The sequence below is a fragment of the Olivibacter domesticus genome, assembly GCF_900109575.1.
GTDB classification, from domain to species: Bacteria; Bacteroidota; Bacteroidia; order Sphingobacteriales; family Sphingobacteriaceae; genus Olivibacter; species Olivibacter domesticus.
On sequence record NZ_FOAF01000015.1, the window covers coordinates 87,496 to 106,745 of the forward strand.

At 41.5% G+C, this 19,250-nt stretch carries 9 protein-coding genes and 1 pseudogene; 4 read left to right on the plus strand and 6 right to left on the minus strand.

Annotated features, from left to right (window positions below; translation table 11 throughout):
• Nucleotides 1–97: 97 nt before the first annotated feature.
• The 3 genes from BMY50_RS26915 to BMY50_RS26925 all read left to right on the plus strand — a co-directional run bounded on the left by BMY50_RS26915 (nt 98) and on the right by BMY50_RS26925 (nt 6,791).
• Nucleotides 98–3,286, plus strand: coding sequence for a SusC/RagA family TonB-linked outer membrane protein (locus tag BMY50_RS26915; protein ID WP_093332739.1), 3,189 nt, complete (start codon nt 98–100; stop codon nt 3,284–3,286).
• Nucleotides 3,287–3,326: 40 nt separating this feature from the next.
• Nucleotides 3,327–5,180 (plus strand): RagB/SusD family nutrient uptake outer membrane protein, encoded by a 1,854-nt coding sequence (locus BMY50_RS26920; protein WP_238383903.1) that lies wholly within the window; start codon nt 3,327–3,329, stop codon nt 5,178–5,180.
• Between the two features lie 237 nt (nt 5,181–5,417).
• On the plus strand, nt 5,418–6,791 hold the full coding sequence (locus tag BMY50_RS26925; RefSeq protein ID WP_093332745.1) for a glycoside hydrolase family 88/105 protein: 1,374 nt from the start codon (nt 5,418–5,420) through the stop codon (nt 6,789–6,791).
• A 247-nt stretch (nt 6,792–7,038) separates the two neighbouring features.
• Here BMY50_RS26925 and BMY50_RS26930 read toward each other — a convergent pair whose 3' ends face one another.
• The 5 genes from BMY50_RS26930 to BMY50_RS26950 form a co-directional block, all read right to left on the minus strand.
• The gene (locus tag BMY50_RS26930) at nt 7,039–9,435 is read right to left on the minus strand and encodes a glycosyl hydrolase 115 family protein (protein ID WP_093332748.1); all 2,397 of its coding nucleotides are present in this window, start codon (nt 9,433–9,435) and stop codon (nt 7,039–7,041) included.
• 73 nt (nt 9,436–9,508) lie between these two features.
• A complete protein-coding gene (locus tag BMY50_RS26935; RefSeq protein ID WP_093332751.1) occupies nt 9,509–10,924 on the minus strand; it encodes a family 43 glycosylhydrolase in 1,416 nt (471 codons plus the stop codon).
• A gap of 109 nt (nt 10,925–11,033) precedes the next feature.
• The gene (locus BMY50_RS26940; protein WP_093332754.1) at nt 11,034–12,710 is read right to left on the minus strand and encodes a RagB/SusD family nutrient uptake outer membrane protein; all 1,677 of its coding nucleotides are present in this window, start codon (nt 12,708–12,710) and stop codon (nt 11,034–11,036) included.
• A gap of 12 nt (nt 12,711–12,722) precedes the next feature.
• Nucleotides 12,723–15,944, minus strand: a complete 3,222-nt coding sequence (locus BMY50_RS26945; RefSeq protein WP_238383904.1) for a SusC/RagA family TonB-linked outer membrane protein — start codon at nt 15,942–15,944, stop codon at nt 12,723–12,725.
• A 235-nt stretch (nt 15,945–16,179) separates the two neighbouring features.
• Nucleotides 16,180–17,205 carry a FecR family protein gene (locus BMY50_RS26950; RefSeq protein ID WP_093332760.1) on the minus strand — a complete coding sequence of 342 codons (1,026 nt, stop codon included), beginning with the start codon at nt 17,203–17,205 and terminating at the stop codon, nt 16,180–16,182.
• A 341-nt stretch (nt 17,206–17,546) separates the two neighbouring features.
• Here BMY50_RS26950 and BMY50_RS26955 point away from each other — a divergent pair, with 341 nt between their 5' ends.
• Nucleotides 17,547–18,893, plus strand: coding sequence for a rhamnogalacturonidase (locus BMY50_RS26955; protein ID WP_093332763.1), 1,347 nt, complete (start codon nt 17,547–17,549; stop codon nt 18,891–18,893).
• A 121-nt stretch (nt 18,894–19,014) separates the two neighbouring features.
• Here BMY50_RS26955 and BMY50_RS26960 read toward each other — a convergent pair.
• Nucleotides 19,015–19,250 (minus strand): annotated as a pseudogene (locus tag BMY50_RS26960) (hypothetical protein); the annotation flags it as partial.

Below are 19,250 nucleotides of genomic sequence, written 5' to 3' on the forward strand. Positions count from 1 at the left end.
CATGAACTTGTTAAATATTGTTTTTTCGTTTTTGTAATTGTCTCTTGTACATTTATTGAGGCTAGCCAAAACCAATTTATTCACTAATAAATCAACAATGAAGAAAAACCTATCGCAATCTAATGCTTTGCTTAAACTCTTGCTAGGCATTTTTTTAGCTCTTTATGCTTCGACGACTTTTGCTCAGCAAACTGTTCAGGTCTCTGGTCAGGTTAAAGATGCTTCGAGTGGCCTACCGCTTCCAGGCGTAAGTATCTTTCTCCGGGAGAGCCAGTCTCAAACCCAGACCGATGCCGACGGAAATTTTACCCTCTCTGCTGAAAATGGACAAACACTTATCTTTAGATATGTCGGATATGAAGAAGTACAGCAAACGATTACGGGCTCCGTTCTCCAAGTGAGGCTAACCAGCAATTTACAGCAGCTCGATGAAGTTGCTGTGGTTGGTTATAATGTTGTGAAACGAGAGAATTTAACGGGGGCCGTTGCTAGTATCGGGAGTAAGCAGATTGAGCAATTACCTATCCAGAATGCACTGCAGGCTATGCAGGGACGGGTTGCAGGGGTCGATGTTACAGCAAATTCAAGACCGGGTGAAATGGGAAGCATTCGTGTTCGCGGAAATCGATCCCTCTTAGCAACAAATAATCCGCTCTATGTGGTAGATGGAATTCCCCTATCGGCTGGAGGTATCGACGCGATTAATCCGCACGATATAGAAACCATCGATGTATTAAAGGATGCTTCTGCCACCGCTGTGTATGGTTCGAGAGCCGCTAACGGCGTGATTATGATTACCACAAAGAAAGGTAAGCAAGGAGTCGCTCAGATTAACTACAATGTTATCAATACGTTTGAGAAGATCAACGATCTGAATACAATGTTCGATGCAGGCGAATATGCTGAATATAGAAGGAATGCTTATCGATCGGTTTCTACCACAAATTCAGAAACTGGTTATACTACACCTTATCCTAATCCTACCCAGGATAAAAGAATATTGGGTGTTGATCCTTATGCCTGGGAAAATATTGCGAAGGGTTATACATGGGTAGATAAAGACAACCTCATCGCACAAATGCGGCCAACCACTGCGGATGAAAAAGCAAGGTGGGGTGTCGATGAAGTGCCTATTTACAATGCTAGCCAGATCCCTACTACTGGGTGGACTGACTACGTTACGCAAACCGGATTTACTACCGATCATACCCTCGGCGTGTCTATGGGTAGCGATAAAATGACTGCTAATTTTACAGGAGGCTACCTGAATCAAAAAGGAACCAACAAAGGGCAAGATTATAAACGCTATAGTGGAAGAGTTGGTTTAGAGGCCCGTCCAACAGATTGGTTTACATTGGGAGCTTCTATCAGTGGAACTTGGTCTGTTCAAAATTATGGATACACAGGCTCGGGCAGCCGGGCAGCAAATGCTATTTACGGAGCTGCACAAGGCATGCTGCCTTATGCAGTGCCTTATGATGATCAAGGGAACTACATTTATTTACCTGGTGGCGATATAAACATTGTTAACCCCATATTGGAGCACGAATATGTAATAAATGAACGTACGGCTTTACGTGCATTAGGAAGTTTTTTTGCTGAAATTAAGCTGATGGATGGATTGAAATATCGGATGAATTATGGGCCTGATTTTAGAAATTTCCGGAATGGTCAATTCCAGGATGCCCGCTCTATCTTACGTGGTGGTGGCGCTTCAACATCTACAAATTATGCACGTTTAGGTAAAACGCAAAACATTGCTTGGACATGGGATAATCTGATTTACTATAATAAAAATTTTGCTGAAAAACATGCAATTGATGTTACCCTACTGCAGAGCATGACATCCAACCGGTCTGAAAATTCTGATATGACGGCCATCGACCTGCCTTATAATAGTCAGCTATGGTATAACTTATCCTCCACTGCAAGAGGCGAGTTGCAAGGCTGGGGCTCCGGTTACTCCAAGAATACGTTAATGTCTTATATGGCTCGTGTCAATTATACTTTTGCGGATAAGTATATTTTAACAGCTTCGAATCGTTGGGATGGTGCATCGGTGCTTGCGCCTGGTAATAAGTGGCAATCTTTTCCGGCGGCGGCACTTGCCTGGCGAATGGAACAGGAAAGCTTTATAGAAAATACGCCTTGGGTTAATCAATTGAAATTCCGTATTGGTGTGGGAACTACAGGAAACTCAGCGATTGATCCGTATACTACCATGGGGGGCCTAATTGAGATGCCTATTGTATTTGGTAATCAGGTGGAAATGGGATACATTCCATCGGACCCCAAAGCATCTAGTCCGGGTACCATGGCAAATCGAGAGCTGAAATGGGAACGGACAACCCAATGGAATGCGGCGGTAGATTTTGGTCTGTTCAAAAACAGATTAAGCGGTTCATTGGATTTCTATACATCCAAAACGAATGATTTGTTAATGAATCGTCCAATACCAACGGTCAACGGATTTACTACCATGTATTATAACGTAGGAAAGACTAAAAATCGAGGGGTAGAGCTAACACTGTCATCTATGAATATCGATCAACCTAATTTCAAGTGGCTGACCGATTTTAATATCGCCACCAATAAAGATGAGATCGTTGAGTTATTGGATGGCCAATCAGATCTTCCTGCTTCTAGTTTCTTTATCGGACAGCCTTTATTTGTTTACTATGACTATGAAAAAGTAGGTATTTGGCAAACGACTGATGCCGATGAAATGCAGCGATTTAATGATAATGGAGCAACCTATAAAGCAGGTGATATTCGGGTAGCGGATTTAAATGGTGATTATGTCATTGATAATAACAACGATAGAAAAGTACTTGGAAATCGGTTCCCTAGATGGACAGCCGGTATCACTAACACGCTGAACTACAGGAATTGGGAGTTATCTTTCTTCTTCTATGCCAGGTGGGGCTTCTTAATAGAAGGTGGAGCTGTGGATATGCAAGGCCGTTATGCCTCGCGGGAAATAGATTATTGGACGCCTGATAATCCTACAAACGCCTATCCTAGGGCCGATTTTGGCAATGGAGGTCAACCTATCCACTATTCATCTATGAACTATCAAAATGGCTCTTTTATCAAACTTAGAAATGTGTCATTGGGTTATAGCTTCGCACCCAATATTTTAAAGACACTTCATATGAGTAATTTGAAGGTATACGGACAAATGATCAATCCTTATATCTATACGAAGAATGGATTTATAGATCCTGATATTAATTCATCGATTTCGTCTAGAAGTTTTGTAATCGGACTTAATGTAACTTTCTAATTCTGCATTTATCATGAAAACAATCAATAAAAAGATATATATGGGCTTGTTACTAACAAGTGCCATTTTGCCAACTTCTTGTTCTAAGTTTTTAGACGAACAGGTGGTTGCGACCTTAACTAATCAACATTACCAAACAGTAGAAGGTTTGGAAAGTTTGGTGGTGGGCATGTACGACGGACTACGATTCCATTTTAATTATGAATGGGCTTACACCACCACTAATTATGGGGTGGATGAATTTACAAATGGAGGCGGTTTGGATAAAGTGCATTTCAATACTTACTCTAGTGTATTGGACCCCGCTGTTGGTGAATTCGCCGATATCTGGGATAATATGTACGCCAATATAAATACAGCTAACACAGGTATTAAGAATATTCCTACTGTTTACCCAGACGGAGAACAAAAGAATACGCGGCTTGGCGAGTGTTACTTTATGCGCGCTTTTGACTATTTTAAACTAGTTAAGCAATTCGGGGGTGTACCATTAAAACTAACCCCCTCTGAAAGCTTGCAGACTGATTTTTCCAGAGCATCAGCAGAACTGGTATATGCCCAGCTAATCAGCGACTTTAAGATGGCGGTTGATTTATTACCCACCACTGCTGGCCAAGTAGGACGCATTACAAGGGCAGCAGCGCAGCACTGCTTGGCGAAAGCTTATCTATATCGGGCGAGTGAGTTGAACGCGGCCTTTAGTAAGCCAACAGATCTAGATAGCGCCATTTATTTTGGTGAACAAGTAATAAATAACTCCCCGAATAAATTAGCGGCAGATTACGCTGATTTATTTAAATACACCAAAGTGAACGACATAAATGAGACGAATTCCGAAATTTTACTAGCGGCACAATTCGATAATCAAGATGCATTAGCAGGACGATACGGCAATCAAACACATCTGTATTTTCTTTCTATTTATCAAACTTTGCCAGGCATGACACGTGACATAGCAAATGGGCGCGAGTTTCAACGACTGAGGCCAACGGATTATGCGCTCGACGTGTTTAATAGAAAAATCGATTCTAGATTCTATAAGAGTTTTAAGTTCTCTTATATAGCCAACAACGCTAATACCCTACCTAGATGGACAGATGCCAATGCCCCAAGCTCGAACTTAGTAGGACAGCCGAAATTCAACGTCGGTGATACGGCTATCACGTACATAGTGAATGATAGAAATGACACACGTTTTACAGCCGAAACGATTAGTAAAGCCGCGCCTTCTCTCTTTGTTCGCTACTATTATGATAACGGAGAGGTCAAATCTAACTGGACCATCAGCCAATATCTATCCTTGTCAAAATATATAGATGCTTTCCGTACGACTGTGTCTTCGCAAAAGGGTAGCAGAGACGGTATTTTAGCCCGTACGGGTGAAACCTATCTGATAGTTGCCGAAGCATACGGCAGAAAAGGAGATTATGGTTCCGCTTTGCGGTATCTTAACATATTGCGACAAAGAGCTGGATTTAATGAGGGTGAAAATAGAACACCCGTTTACTACCGTGCGGAGAATGTAGCAGTTGGAACAGCTAGTTCTACCAAGAACGATATGTTGGTAACGGAAGCGGCCTTCACACCTGGAACTCCACAGGCCTTAGCCGAGATGTTTCCACCGTCAGCCAGCTCTATGGCGCAGTGTTTTGTTCATTTTATATTGAATGAGCGATCTAGGGAGCTGCTAGGCGAATTTCATCGTTGGGAAGATTTGGCCAGAACAAAGACCTTGGTGGAAAGAGATCAACAATTCAATCCGGAAGCGGCACCGAACGTACGGGAAAAGCACTTACTCCGTCCGGTCCCCCAAAGCTTTTTGGATGCAGTACAGCGTAATGGTGCTTCCTTGACCTCGGATGAGAAGCAAGCGATGCAGAACCCAGGATGGTAAGTTCATCATATATATTGTTTAGTTTATATTGGTTCAACGAGGCTGCCCAAAAGGTAGCTTCGTTGTTTTTACTGAACATTGCTATTATGACTGTGTGCTTATGATTAAACGCAGAGAACGCATTAAAGAGCTTTCAGGACAGTGCCTGACAGTTAATTTCTTGAATTTACTAACTTGTGCTTTTATTTAATAATAAAAGTTGAGTCAATTTTTTATAACCAATTACGAATGGTCCCTATGGAACGAAAGCTTCTTCGAATACATATTCTCCCAGGTGTCTTAAGTTTGTTTTGTTGTTTATCCGCCTTGCCCTTATGTGCACAATATATTAGTAAGGGCGGAAACGATGCCACGGCACCTTTGCACCTGCTTAAGCCCGACTATGATACACCTTATGGTGAAACAAAACCCGAAGAGGTGAAGAATACCCTAGATAGGGTATACCAATATTTAAATACTGTTACTCCTGCAGCATTAGTCGATAAAGCTACAAACAAGGTGGTCGACCTGAAGCAAGCGAATGCTAGTCATATTTTTCAGCCCGGTGATTTCAGACTTATAAGTTATGAGTGGGGGGTAACCTACACCGGTATGTTAGAAGTGGCTGCAGCAACAGGCGATCAAAAGTATAAGGATTATACGGTGAAGCGGATTGATTTTATTGGTACGGTAGCAGCGCATTACAAAAAGTATCTTGAACAACATAAGGATGCTACTACCCCTGTGCGCAGCGTGCTGGAGCCACATGCTTTGGACGATGCGGGTTCCATGGCGGCAGCTATGCTGAAAGCATTGGATGTAGGAGCTGAAGTTTCCCTTATCCGACCCTTAGTAGATCATTATATAGATTATATATTACATAAAGAATTCCGCCTACAGGACGGAACATTGGCGCGCAATCGGCCGCAGCCTAATACCTTGTGGTTAGATGATTTATATATGAGCCTTCCTGCGCTAGCACAGATGGGTAAATTAACGGGGGATAAAAGCTATTTTGACGAAGCCTTGAAGCAGTATCAGCAATTTGCAGGACGTATGTTCAATACCGAAAAAGGCTTGTATATGCATGGTTGGGTGCAAGATATGGATCCTCATCCCCAATTTCATTGGGCTAGAGCGAATGGCTGGGGGCTACTGACCAAAGTAGAACTGCTCGACGTGCTGCCTGCGGATTATCCGGGAAGGGAAGAGGTGCTTGAAAAACTCCGTAGCCATGTCATGGGCTTAGCTGAAAGGCAAGATAAAACGGGCTTTTGGCATCAATTGCTCGATCGTAATGACTCTTACCTTGAAACATCAGCTACAGCGATTTATGCTTATTGTGTTGCAAGGGCAATCAATAAGGGTTGGCTTGACGCGAAGGCCTATGGTCCTATGGCTTTACTCGCTTGGAATGCAGTGAACACACAAGTAACAGCACAAGGTCAGGTAATGGGTACCTGTGTAGGCACGGGCATGGGTTTCGATCCTGCTTTTTACTATTATCGACCAATAAGCAATTTTGCTGCCCACGGCTATGGCCCCGTTTTATTGGCTGGAGCCGAAATTTATCGTCTATTGCAGCAACACCCTTTCGAAATTAATGATAGCTCAGTGCAGATGGTTAAATAATCGGATCGAAATTTTTTAGCAGGTTAAAACAAACACGATACCTACAATTTTGGTTTGCTGGACTTGCTAGCTATATCACGTGTATACTTAGGGGATGTCTTCCTATTTACTTCGTACGATATTCGTACATCTATCAGGTCCTGTTCAGGTCTTTGCCAGGTTTTGATCAGATTTATCTGATAAAAACCTGGCGAGATCTGATAAAAATCTGATAACCGACCGAAATTTGTAGGAAGCTGAGGTGAAATTAATCATAAATAAAAACCTGATCTATCACAACACCGGCATCAAGAGCGGTTAATGTCAAAACATGATTACGCTTCTCTGTTACAGGTAAAACGATACGGCGTATAGCCTGATTACGCAGTACATTTTCTTTCCATTCTTCATTACGATCTTGTGTTTGATACGTGATTTCTTTTATATTTCCATTATTTAAAGCAATACCAAATCGCAATTGTTGTCCTTCAACAGGATGATTAGGCAATAGTCTAACCTCCACCCAAATGGAGTCGACATTCAAATTCGGCAATTTAAAAGAAATATTACTGTTTTTTTGTAATGACAAGGCCTTGCCCTCATAACCTAAACCTTCGATGGCAAGTGATTTTCCTGTACTACTGTCAAAATCAGTTCCATTAAAAGAATAGCGCGGCCGGTGATATGGAGGGAGCGGCTTTGTCGCTTGTTGACGATTTACACGGCCGAAAACCGGTAATTTGCGGGGTTGATAATCCATGATGTGGTTCCATTTACCGGCCTTTAAGTCATTGTACTGGCCTGTTAATGTAACAATGCTATCAAAAGCCATATCACTTTGCTGCCAATCTGCTTTATCGTGGCGGGCTAACTGTGCAAGCAGTAGTTTTCGGTTCATCTGTGCCGCAGCTTGCACAGGATACTTAACAAGTTCAAAAAATGCATCCTGCATGCTAGTAGGGAGTTGATTAGTGATTTTTTCTGCCTTTGTTGACAAGGCGTCATAGGCGAGTAATCTGTCTTTAATTTCCTTTTCACTCCAGGGTAAATCGCTAATTACCTGATATGACGAGTCACGCTCTTCCACCCTTGTATGCCCCATAAATTCAGGTTTACGAATGTAAGCTAAGCGATGATGTTCCTCCATTAGCGGGGTTATTTGCGTGGCATAGCCAGTGTCAAATATTCTTTCCAGCCAATGGTTTAGATGAGCAGCGATGCCTTCTGCCGATACCTGATTAATATTCCAAGCCATATCCAAAAACAGTTCAATCTGATATTCCGACGGCTTGATGTCGCCCACATTTAATATCCACATCTTTTGTATGCCGCTATCATAGGCTAGCTTCATTTGTTGATACACTAAAGCAGGGTGCGTAGTGCCTAACCACAGATGGTCATGAGGTCTACCCCAATAGGATACATGATAATAAACACCATTGCCGCCGCGGCGTTTCAGTTCTGTTGTGCTTGGAAAATGACGAATATACCCATAGTTATCATCTGGCCATACGAGTGTAACATCCTCTGGCACTTTTAAACCATTGTTGTATATTTCGAGTACTTCTTTGTAAGGAGTTAAGACTTGCGGTATGGCTGTTACATCCTTATTGATATACTTGGCAAGCAGCCCCCTTTCCTCCTTTATAATATCGTCCAACAGTGGGACGGCCTCTTTCATGTCTTTTACTCCCTCCATTTGTCCATCATGAATGCCGCGCATGCCGATCGTATAAATGGCATTGATGCCCTCGCTTTCTTTTACCCGGTCTTCCCAATATTTATAAATTCTTTCTTTATTCGTGAGATAGTTAAAATGTCCCATCGTTTTTACATCCCATTCATCTACATTGTTTCGAAGCATGGGTTCGGCATGCGAAGAGCCAATGACGATTTGGTAGTCTTCGGCCACTTTAGGGTTGCCTGGGTAATGAAAAAATGCCTTTGTACTTGGATGCATAGCGGGCCATATCAGATTTGCTTTTAGACGTAACAATAGCTCAAAAACCTTGGCATAGGTTTTAGGACCAATATCACCCGTTTCCGGTTCAAAGGTTTTGGCTGCCCAAGGTTGTAGCCCCCAATCTTCGTCGTTGATAAAGATGCCTCGGTATTTAACTGTAGGGGATGCCGAGATATAGCTTTCTTGCCGTACCGTAAGCTCTTCGCTTTTCTTTACGGGCACGTCTGCCCACCAATACCAGGGAGAAACGCCAATTTTTTCTGAGAGCGTAAATACACCGAAAGCCGTTCCCCGTGGATCACTGCCAGCAATTACCAGTGCTTTAGAGATAGTGCCGATAGGCTTGTCAACGATGTTTAGTCCAAAGCTTTCCCATTTACCATTCAGCCTTTCGCTAAAAGCAGGCTCCTTGCTGAGGAATTTTTTGATTAAGGGAGATGTTACGCTACCAATAACGATGACATTTCCATTCGCTTTAGAAAGATCTGTAAACACTTTCGGTTTAAAAGAAGTGACCCTTTCGATATCTTCTGCAAGAAGGTTCGCGGTAATAGAATCTAGCTTAGGCGCTTGTTTATCGTATAAGATAGACACCTTGATTGTTTTGGTGACAATTGGAAAGGTGTTTTCTTGCGCCGTAACCCAAGGCGAAATTAATAATGCAAAGAGGAAGAAGTAACAACTCTTTTTAAAGTCAATCATTCGTTGATATTTTTAGAATCTTGGAAGGTGCTTCCGATAATTTTGTAATACTAAATTTAATAATAATAGCTTGCTATTTTGATGTGTCGATAATAAGCTTGTCGAGTGAAATCATATTACCTGTGCTACCATAAAGACTCTTTCTCTTGTCCGACCAGTTACCTCGTTCGCCCATCACAGTGACGGTTAATGTATAATGATCCTTAGGAAGGCGAGGACTCAGAAATTTGAGTGCTGAAATAGGATATTTACAGTACATATCAACGATAGAAGACAACACGGTTTTTCCATTGCTATTTTGGAGTTTAACTAAGGCGTAGCCTCCTTCTGGGCGCGCCATCCCATAAAAGGCAACCTGTGTGCCTTGAAAATGCGTGGAGAAGGATGCTCCTTTCATGTCGGAGCTCCGCAAAAACAAGGTGTCTTGTGCCCAGTTTCCTACATACCTTACCCTATTTTTATCAGCGCTCTTAATGATCTTACCCTCAAAAGATGTTGGCAAGGCCATTCCATGTGATATGTCTATTTTCCAAGCTTCCTGATATACGGGAATAGACAGTGAGCTGTCAGAAACAATCAAAGGTTGCCAGACATAAGTAGCGGCGGAAGCTTGCTTGGGAAAAGACCACCGATCTCCCATATACATATAAGTCGTATCCTTTGTGCCTTCAATCGGCAAGACGAAGGTACATTGAGAATTCCATGTGAGCGTACCTTCCGGAGCAAAAACGCCCCTTTTTTCCCAAGGTCCATGCAATGATGTCGCTGTGAAGTAATAGTTGTCATTTCTTTCCCAACTGGTCAAATTTGAGCCTAAAAAGTAATATAGACTATCTTTACGAAAAAGGGTAGGTGATTCAAAGCCGGAAGCTAACGATTCATTTACTTTTTCCACTACACTTTTATAGTCCTCCGCCAACTTATAAATTTCGCCACCGTGTATGAGTACATAGCCCAAACCATCTTGGTCCTGAAAGGTACCCATATCCCATTTCCGAATAGGCTCGCCGTTAAAGAGCAAAGGCCCCTGAAAAATATAGGGGCCCGTAATGGTTTTAGAGGTAGCGTATCCAATAAATTGATCTATATAACCGAGCGTGTCGACATGCATATACATAATGTATTCACCGGTATTAGGACATTTCATCACTTTTGGTCGTTCACCTACTCTGTTGGCGCCTAATTTGCCGGCTGTTTGAACAGGGAGTGCTATACGTTCAAATTTCCAGTTGTATAAGTCTACCGACGAATAACAGGAAAACCCATTAAATACGTTGGCCGAGTCTGTTTTGTATTCCCCAAAAAGATAATATTTGCCATTGTCCTTTATGATATTCGCTCCATGCGCACTCACGGCCTTGCCGCGGTTGTCCATCCAGGGAAGGCCTGAATAAATTGCGTTATAAGACTTTCGGTCTTGTGCCAAAGAAACGAGCGCATTCATCAGAAATATAGTTATAATGGCTGTCTCAATTATTTTTTTTGTCATAATAAGATTTCCTGTCTTTATGTATATGTATTAACAAGTTAATAGGAGTGTCTAGCGTTATTTGACTGGAGCCTAGCAAAATGGAAAGGTGGCCATCCTTTCCGTTTTGCTAATAACCAGTATTTTGCGGATATCCTTCCGTGTCTCGATCTATAACCGATTGCGGAATGGGGCGTAAGTAATATTTATCAACTACGCCTCCAGGATTGGCCATTTTCGTTAAGGTGTTGTATTCAAACGCTCGGCCCAGGCGTTGCGTCCGTTTTAGGTCTAACCACCTTTTATATTCGCCAGCTTGTTCTCTTGCCCTTTCATCCAAAATAAAGTCAATATTTACATCTGCAGCGCTAATGTTCATGTTTTGACCAGGTTTTGCGGCACGTTGCCGGATGGCATTAAGCTTCTCTGCCGCTTTGTCGAGCTGCCCAAGCTTGAAATAAGCTTCGGCGGCGATTAAATAGGTTTCGGCCAGTCGAAAGAGAAAAACATCTTTTGTACTCGCATAAGCAAATTCATTGTTATAAGGAAGGCCGGCATTGGGATCGTAGAATTTATTAATCATCGGAAACTTCTCCAAACCACCTACATTATTAAAAGCCTGCTTCCATTTATCAAAGCGGATGATTTCCACATTTGGATTAGCCGTTTTCAGGGCAATTGAATCTGCTGCGGTAAAGGGCTGATCGGGATAAGGGAAGTAATAACGAAGATCTCCTGCTTTTATAGCACCATCGGCCTTAGTGGCATAAAGCTGACTTAAAAACGTTGCATCGTAGCGTGCGTCTTTGCTTGTATTATACAAGGTATATAAAAATTGGGTAGGCATAAAGTTTGAGATTCGCCTATTATAGTCTTTTAGTCCAGTCACTTCATCAAAGCCTTTTTCACGCCAATACCGCCATCCGAACAGAATGTTTTGCCCATTACCGTTGTATCCCGGTTGTGCCCCATATTGAACGGCTAAAATGATTTCCCTATTCAGGTCATTACCCGGTTGGAACACTTCGGCAAAAGTGGGGAGCAATGCATAATATGAACTACCCATTAATTCTTCCGCAAGTTGGGCTGCCTGCTCGAAATCGGAACTTCCACCGAAGGATTTATAACCGCGTGTTAAATACAGAAGTGCCAATAAATGCCTTGCTGCACCCTGTGTAGCCCGGCCCGGCTCGGTACTTGCGGGGTTTGCTTCCAAATTAGGCAAGGCTGTGTTTAACTCAGCAATCATAAAGTCGTATACCTCTTGTTCCGTATTGGGAGCAAAATGTGTAACCGGAGAACTGATCTCTTCCTGCACAATGGGAACATTTCCGAAATTTTCAACAAGCAGATAATAAAAATAAGCGCGAATAAAACGTACCTCAGCAAGCCGCCTGTTTTTTGTGTTTTCGGCTAAATCCGGAATGCTGTTAGCGCGGTTAATAGCTGTATTGCAACGCTGAATACCTCTATAAGCGACGGTGAAGAAGGTGTCAATAGGAACATTGTCGGACGTTAAAGACCGATATTCATTAAGTTGGATGGCCGGTACCTCGTTTGCCTGACCACTCACCAACTCAATTTCACCTCTTGTGATGATATCCGTTCCCCATTCAAATAAACTTGGGTTTGGGCTATAGATGCCACGAAGTGATGCATAGCATGAATTTATCAGGGATTCATAACCGGCGGCATTGGTATAATAATTTTCGGCGGTAATTCCGCTCAGATTTTCTTCAGTCAGAAATTTTTTGCAGGACGTTATACCGGCAAAAATGATGACTATGATGATAAGATTTTTTTTCATTTTTAATCAATGTTAAAAGGAAAGGTTTACACCAAAAAGATAAGAAGCTGTACCGATTGCAGTTCCATAGGTGTTTTGCATTGCCCATTCGGGATCATATCCCTTATAATTGGTAAATAAAACCGGATTCGTAGCCGTTGCATAAATCCGTAAACGGTTCATTTTAAGCTTTTCAGTAAGGCTGTTTGGAAAAGTATAACCTAAAGTAATGTTGCTGATCCGAACGAAATTTGTCTTTTGATAATAGGCTGCGTTCACAAAAGATCCCGGGTTGCCTGGTTGAAAATGGGTTTGAGATGGGTTGTCTTGCGTCCAATAATCTACTTTCACCTGATTATAGATCTGATTGTAGTTCATAAAAGAACCATCGAACGAACTGCTAAACTGTTCACCTTGACGCGTATAAACCAATACATACAAATCGACATTGCCATAACGGAAGGTATTGCCGATCGAACCCGTCCAGCTGGGTACCCGCTTACCGATAATCTGCCGGTCGTCAGCATTGATCACACCATTATTATCCATGTCCTTTACACGTACCTGACCAGGTAATTGATTATATGCTGCGGCTAATTCTCTTTCATGCTCTTGCCAAATACCGTCAAAAACATAGTCAAAATTTACCTGAACAGGTTGCCCGATAAACAAGCGGTTTCCGATGTCGTCGTTTTTACCATTGGCTGTTTCCAGTATCTCATTTTTGTTGGCATCAAAAACGAAATCAGTTTTCCAAGAGAATTTGTTACCTTGAACGTTGATGGTGCTCAATCCGACTTCAATTCCTTTATTTCGTAATTTGCCCAGATTGTCTGTAACAAAGCTCCATCCCGAAGGTGCCGGCAGGTTGCGGTTTAATAAAATGTTGTCTATTTTACGGTTATATAAGTCGACTGTTCCATAAATGCGATTTTGTAGCAGGGCAAAATCCAATCCCAAATTTACCTCTCTCGTGGTTTCCCAAGTCAATGCTTTGTTTGCTAAACGATTAGGAGAATAACCTTGTATAAGGGAGTTCCCGAAAAAATAAGTAGATGCTCCAAGCGTTGCCTGTGTAGTATAGGAATCCACTCGGTCGTTTCCAGATGCTCCATAGCTTAACCGTAATTTTAAATCATTAATGGCATCTATTTTTTTGATAAAGTTTTCTTCCGACAAGCGCCAGGCAAAAGATGCAGAGGGGAAAAAGCCCCATTGATTACCTTCTGCAAATCGGGAAGAGCCATCCCAAGTACCAGATGCAGTAAGAAGGTATTTGTCTCTGTAACTATAGTTAACCCTGGCCCGTGCAGAGGCTAAGGTATATTTTGTATAACCGGAACCCACTGTTGGCCCACGGAAAGTTCCGTTGAAGTCGGTATTGGTAGCCGAACCTACATTGTACCACAAAGAGTTATAAGGTAAATTGTACACGTCAATTCCATTGGTTTCCAGGCGATCTTTTTGCATACTTTGTATAGCCGTTACCGTAAATTTATGTCCACCAGCTAGTTCCCGTTCGTAGGTAGCCTGATTATCCCAAAGCCAGTTTATTTGCTCATTGGTATCATAATCCCTTGCTTGGGCATAGCCCCCATTACCGGCCCCCTCCTTAGATAAGGCTCCGAAATACCAGCCTCCTCGACCTATATCTATGCTTGGTGAGAAAGTTGTTTTTAAGGTTAAGTGAGCAATAGGCTGTACCTGGATATAAAGCTGACCAAATGCTCTGATAGATCGGTTTTGACGAATGTCATTTTCCTGATCGAACAAGGGATTGGTGACACCGTCACCTCCCAGCACACGGAATACCTTTTCACCATTGCTGTCATAGGGAGATACGGTCGGTGGCATTCGATAGGCTGAACGAAGCGATTCATAGCTTCCCAAATTTTGTAGGTTCTGGGCGGCATAAAAGCTCATGCCTGCCTTCCACTTTTCATTGATCTGTCTGTCAACATTTCCACGGAAGGAGTAGCGTTTAAAATCCTCCGGACTCACATTACCTTCCTCGCTCAAAATACCTGCACCGAAAGCAAATTGTGTTTTCTCATCACCTCCGCTTGCGGATATATTATGATTCATTTGCAAGCCATTTTTTAGCAGGAGGGAAGGCCAATCTGTAAATCGTCCAGCATCGATATTAGCCCATTGCTCAGGTGAAAAAAAAGCTGCGTTGCTACGCGATGTATCTCGTCCTGTGGCCAAAAACTGCTGTGTACGGAAGGTTACATATTCAGGGCCATTGAACATTCTGGGTAAATTAACCGGTTTTCGTATTCCCATATAACCATCATAAGAGATAGTGGTTTTCCCTTCTTTACCTCTTTTAGTAGTTACAATCACTACCCCCTTAGCGCCCCTCGACCCATAAATTGCCGTGGCGGAGGCATCTTTTAGAATGTCAATTTTTTCAATGTCGGCTGGGTTTAAATCATTTAAGCCCGAAGTGGTCGGAATTCCATCGATAACAAACAACGGTGAACTTGGGCCACTAAATGAACTGATACCACGGATATTGATGTTATAGCCGGAACCCGGTTTTCCTACGTTTTTTACAACCACTGCACCCGGTGCTTGGCCCTGTAAAGCTCCCGCCGCATCGGGAGTGGCTGCTCTGGCGATAGTCGCTGAACTGACAGAAGCGATCGATCCGGTTACATCTGCTTTTCTTTGTGTGCCGTAACCCACCACTACCACTTCATTTAAATCCTGTCCTGCCGATGATAATTGTATAGTTAGGGAGGTTTTTCCTTCAACAGGTATTTCTACCGTGTTATAACCTAAATAAGAAACAACCAGCACCGTATTGGCAGGTACTTCGATCGAAAAAGAACCATTGGTGTCTGTTGATGCTTCCTTATTATGTCCCTTGATCTTTACTGTCGCTCCAGCCAATGCTTGCCCTGTTTCATCTACAACCTTTCCTGTAATCCTGGTATCAGCGATGTGAGTATCGTTGGAAACGATAGCCAGCAGATTGTCTGGCAAGACGCGCATGATGAATGGTGTATTGTCCAGCAGGTCTTTAACCACTGCAAGAACGTCTTTTTCCTGCACGGAATAGTTTTCATACTGCTTTAAAGGAATATTCCTTTCGCTGAATACAAATCGATAGCTGCTTTTCTTCTCAATCTCCGAAATGATTTCTTTAAAACCGGCCTTGCCGATATTTAAGGTAACCTTGGTTTGGGAATATCCGGCCGCTAACATTTGAAAGTTGAAATACACAATCAATGCAAATGTTAATTTCATAATAAGAATTGGCTTTTTGAGGCAATAAAACCTCGAAACACCGCTATGGTGTCTGAAAAATTTCATAACTTTAAAAATCTTAAGGATGGTCAAAGGCAGACTCCCGCTCAAAGCAGTCTGCAATATTTACAATCGTCTTTAATGTGGCGGGGATGGCGAGTCCCCGTTGCTTTTTATTCTGGTTCTAAAATGGTCCTCATAATGTCTTGTTTTAATGGTTAGCTGTTAGTAGTTTTTAGAGAATGATTATCTTTTTATGTTCTATGGTATAGGAAAAAGGTTCAACCAAGCGTAGGGCATTTAAAATATCAGTTACTGATTCCATTTCAAAATGTCCGGTAAACTTGAGCAACTTCAACTGCTGGTTTCGAAAATCAATCTTCACATCATACGTTCTTTCAAGCATTTTGGAAATGTCTGCAAAAGACCGGTCTTTGAAAATTAACTTGTCGTATATCCAGGAGGTTTCCACAACGGTATTATCTATTTTTTGAAAATGGGTAACCTGTGTTAAAGCATCGTTGGTTTCCGGGTCTCCGGTATGTTGATCTTCGATGTCGGGATTTTTTACAATCAGTTTTTCGGAAGGTCTTAACGTAACTCTATCGGCCGGCCTGTTTTTCAACGTTACTTCTATCGCGCCGCTCAACAGGGTGGTCTCACTAAATTGATCATTAGGATAGGATTTTAGGTTGAATGAGGTTCCCAGTACCTTAATATCCATTTGTTCGGTGTGAATAACAAAAGGACGCTTAGGATCCTTGGCTACGTCAAAAAAACCTTCTCCTATCAAGGTAACCCGCCTATACTTGTCATCGAACGCTTTGGGATACACTAATTTACTTTCCGCATTTAATACCACCTTGCTTCCATCTGGTAAGGTAAAGCTTTTCTTTGCGGCACGTTCGGTATAAGCTACTTGTCTGCTAGAGATTTCGGTTAAATAGGGTAGTACCACAACAAAACCTATCAGGATTAAGACGACTGCAGCAGCAATTCTCCATAAATACCATTTATTTTTACTTTTTGGTAAGAAAAAAGGGATTTCTTCGCGCTGAGCGATTTTCGTTTTAATTTTCTTAAAAACACGTTCGTCAGCTGAATGATCGGCGTCATTATCCAAAAGATAAGCTTTGAGCAAGTTGTATCTTTCCTTTAGTAGCTTATCTTCAAGCAATAATGCTAACTCGTTTGCTTCAGATACAGTAAGTTCACCAGTGAACTCCTTGGTTATCAATTCAATCAATCTATCCTGTGACATATTAGGTTTATACCTTATATCGATAGGACAAATTTTTTAAAGAAATTACCTACAAGGGAATAAAAAAAATATTAGGGCACTCGTGGATCAAGTCAAACTGACAACAAACAGGAGTAATAAAAAAGTTCTTTTTTTTAAGCAAAATCTCTGGAATCGATTGCGTAGATTTTGTTGTTCCCCAGAGCTATGTTCTAAATAAGTTAGAAGCCTATTTATCTAGGATAAATTGTGTTTTTATACTATATGCAGGACGGTACAGGTTGCTTTTAACAAAAGAACCTCCTTCTTTTGAATAATGCAAATGGTAGATAACCGATAGCCTCATTCCAATAACAAAAAAAATGAAATATAAAAAACCGATCATTTTTGTATTAGTGATATTCTTCTATTTCCCTACTTTCAAAAATCTAGGGGATGTATGTGCGCAGAATTTTCCCAACGGAACACCTATTCCTGCTTGGTTTTCAGATACAAGCATGGTTGTAAGCAATGCATTAGGTAAAAAATATATTATTACTGATTACGAAGTAAAAACCGATAGCACAATAGTGCAAACAGAACGTATCCAAGCAATTATAGACAAAGCATCTGAAAGTGGTGGTGGTGTTATTGTTATTCCGAAAGGCGTTTTCCTCAGCGGATCACTCTTTTTCAAACCGAAAACACATTTGTATTTGGGCGAAGGAGCAACACTCAAATGCAGCGATGATATTTCTGATTTTAAGGTAATTACTACCCGTATTGAAGGACAGTCACTGAAATATTTTGCAGCCTTTATTAATGCCGATGGCTTGGATGGTTTTACCATTTCAGGGAAAGGTACGATTAATGGTAACGGATTGCGCTACTGGAAAGCTTTTTGGCTACGTCGGGAATGGAACCCTAAATGTACAAATATGGACGAACAACGTCCGCGCCTTTTGTACGTATCGAACAGTAAAAACGTACAGATATCGGGTGTAAATCTGCTTAATTCTCCATTCTGGACCTCACATTACTATAAATGTGAAAACCTTAAAATTCTTGGTGTGCGCATTCTTGCAGGTTCAAATAATGGAAGCGAGGTCCGTGCCCCAAGCTCGGACGGTATTGACCTAGATGTATGCCAGAATGTGCTCATAAAAAACTGTTATATATCGGTAAATGATGATGGCATTTGCTTAAAAGGTGGTAAAGGGCCAACAGCGGACAAGGATCCGAATAATGGGGCCAATCGCAATATCATCATAGAAGACAATACGATCGAAAACTGTCCATCCCTAACGCTAGGTAGTGAATCGGTTTTTAGTGATAATGTCATTATGAGGCGTTGCACAGTAAAAAACACTTCCTATGTGCTTCGATTGAAAATGCGTCCCGACACACCGCAAAAACATAAAAACATATTGGTAGAGGATATTACTGGGACTGCACGCAATTTTCTTTCCATAGATCCCTGGACGCAGTTTTTCGATTTGAAAGGACAACCGGAACCGAAATCTTCTGCGAGCTATTTGACGATGCGTAATTGTAAGGTAACGTGTGATCGTTTTCTCCACATCAAATCGTCAAAACAATACACGCTTTCCAATTTTACATTAGAAAACTTAAACATTTCTACGTCAAACGAAGGCGATATCATGTTTGATTTTATTAAAAGCCTACAGTTAAAAAATATTGTAGTAAATGATAAAAAAGTGGTGAAATAAAAGGAACTTTTTGTTTTTCTTTTTTTCCGAAAAAAGGTACTGTGTTAAATTCCAAATATTTTATAACTTTATTTTTTATAAAGGAGAGCAGCGCAAGCTATTCATCCTGTGTAGGCAGATCTCAGTATCTGCCTACTTCCATTACAGCGTTATTTATTTGTTCTTCGAAAATATATTCCTGATCATTCTTCCATAAGATATATATTAAGATCAGCAACTTTCTAGCTACAGCAGTTATTCCGATTTTTTTAGCTGGCTTCCTGTCAATTATTCTTTCATAAAATACTTTTAGATCTTTATTATATCGGCTAGCAGCGAGTGCAGGCATATAGAGTGCCTTTCTAATGAAGCTATTTC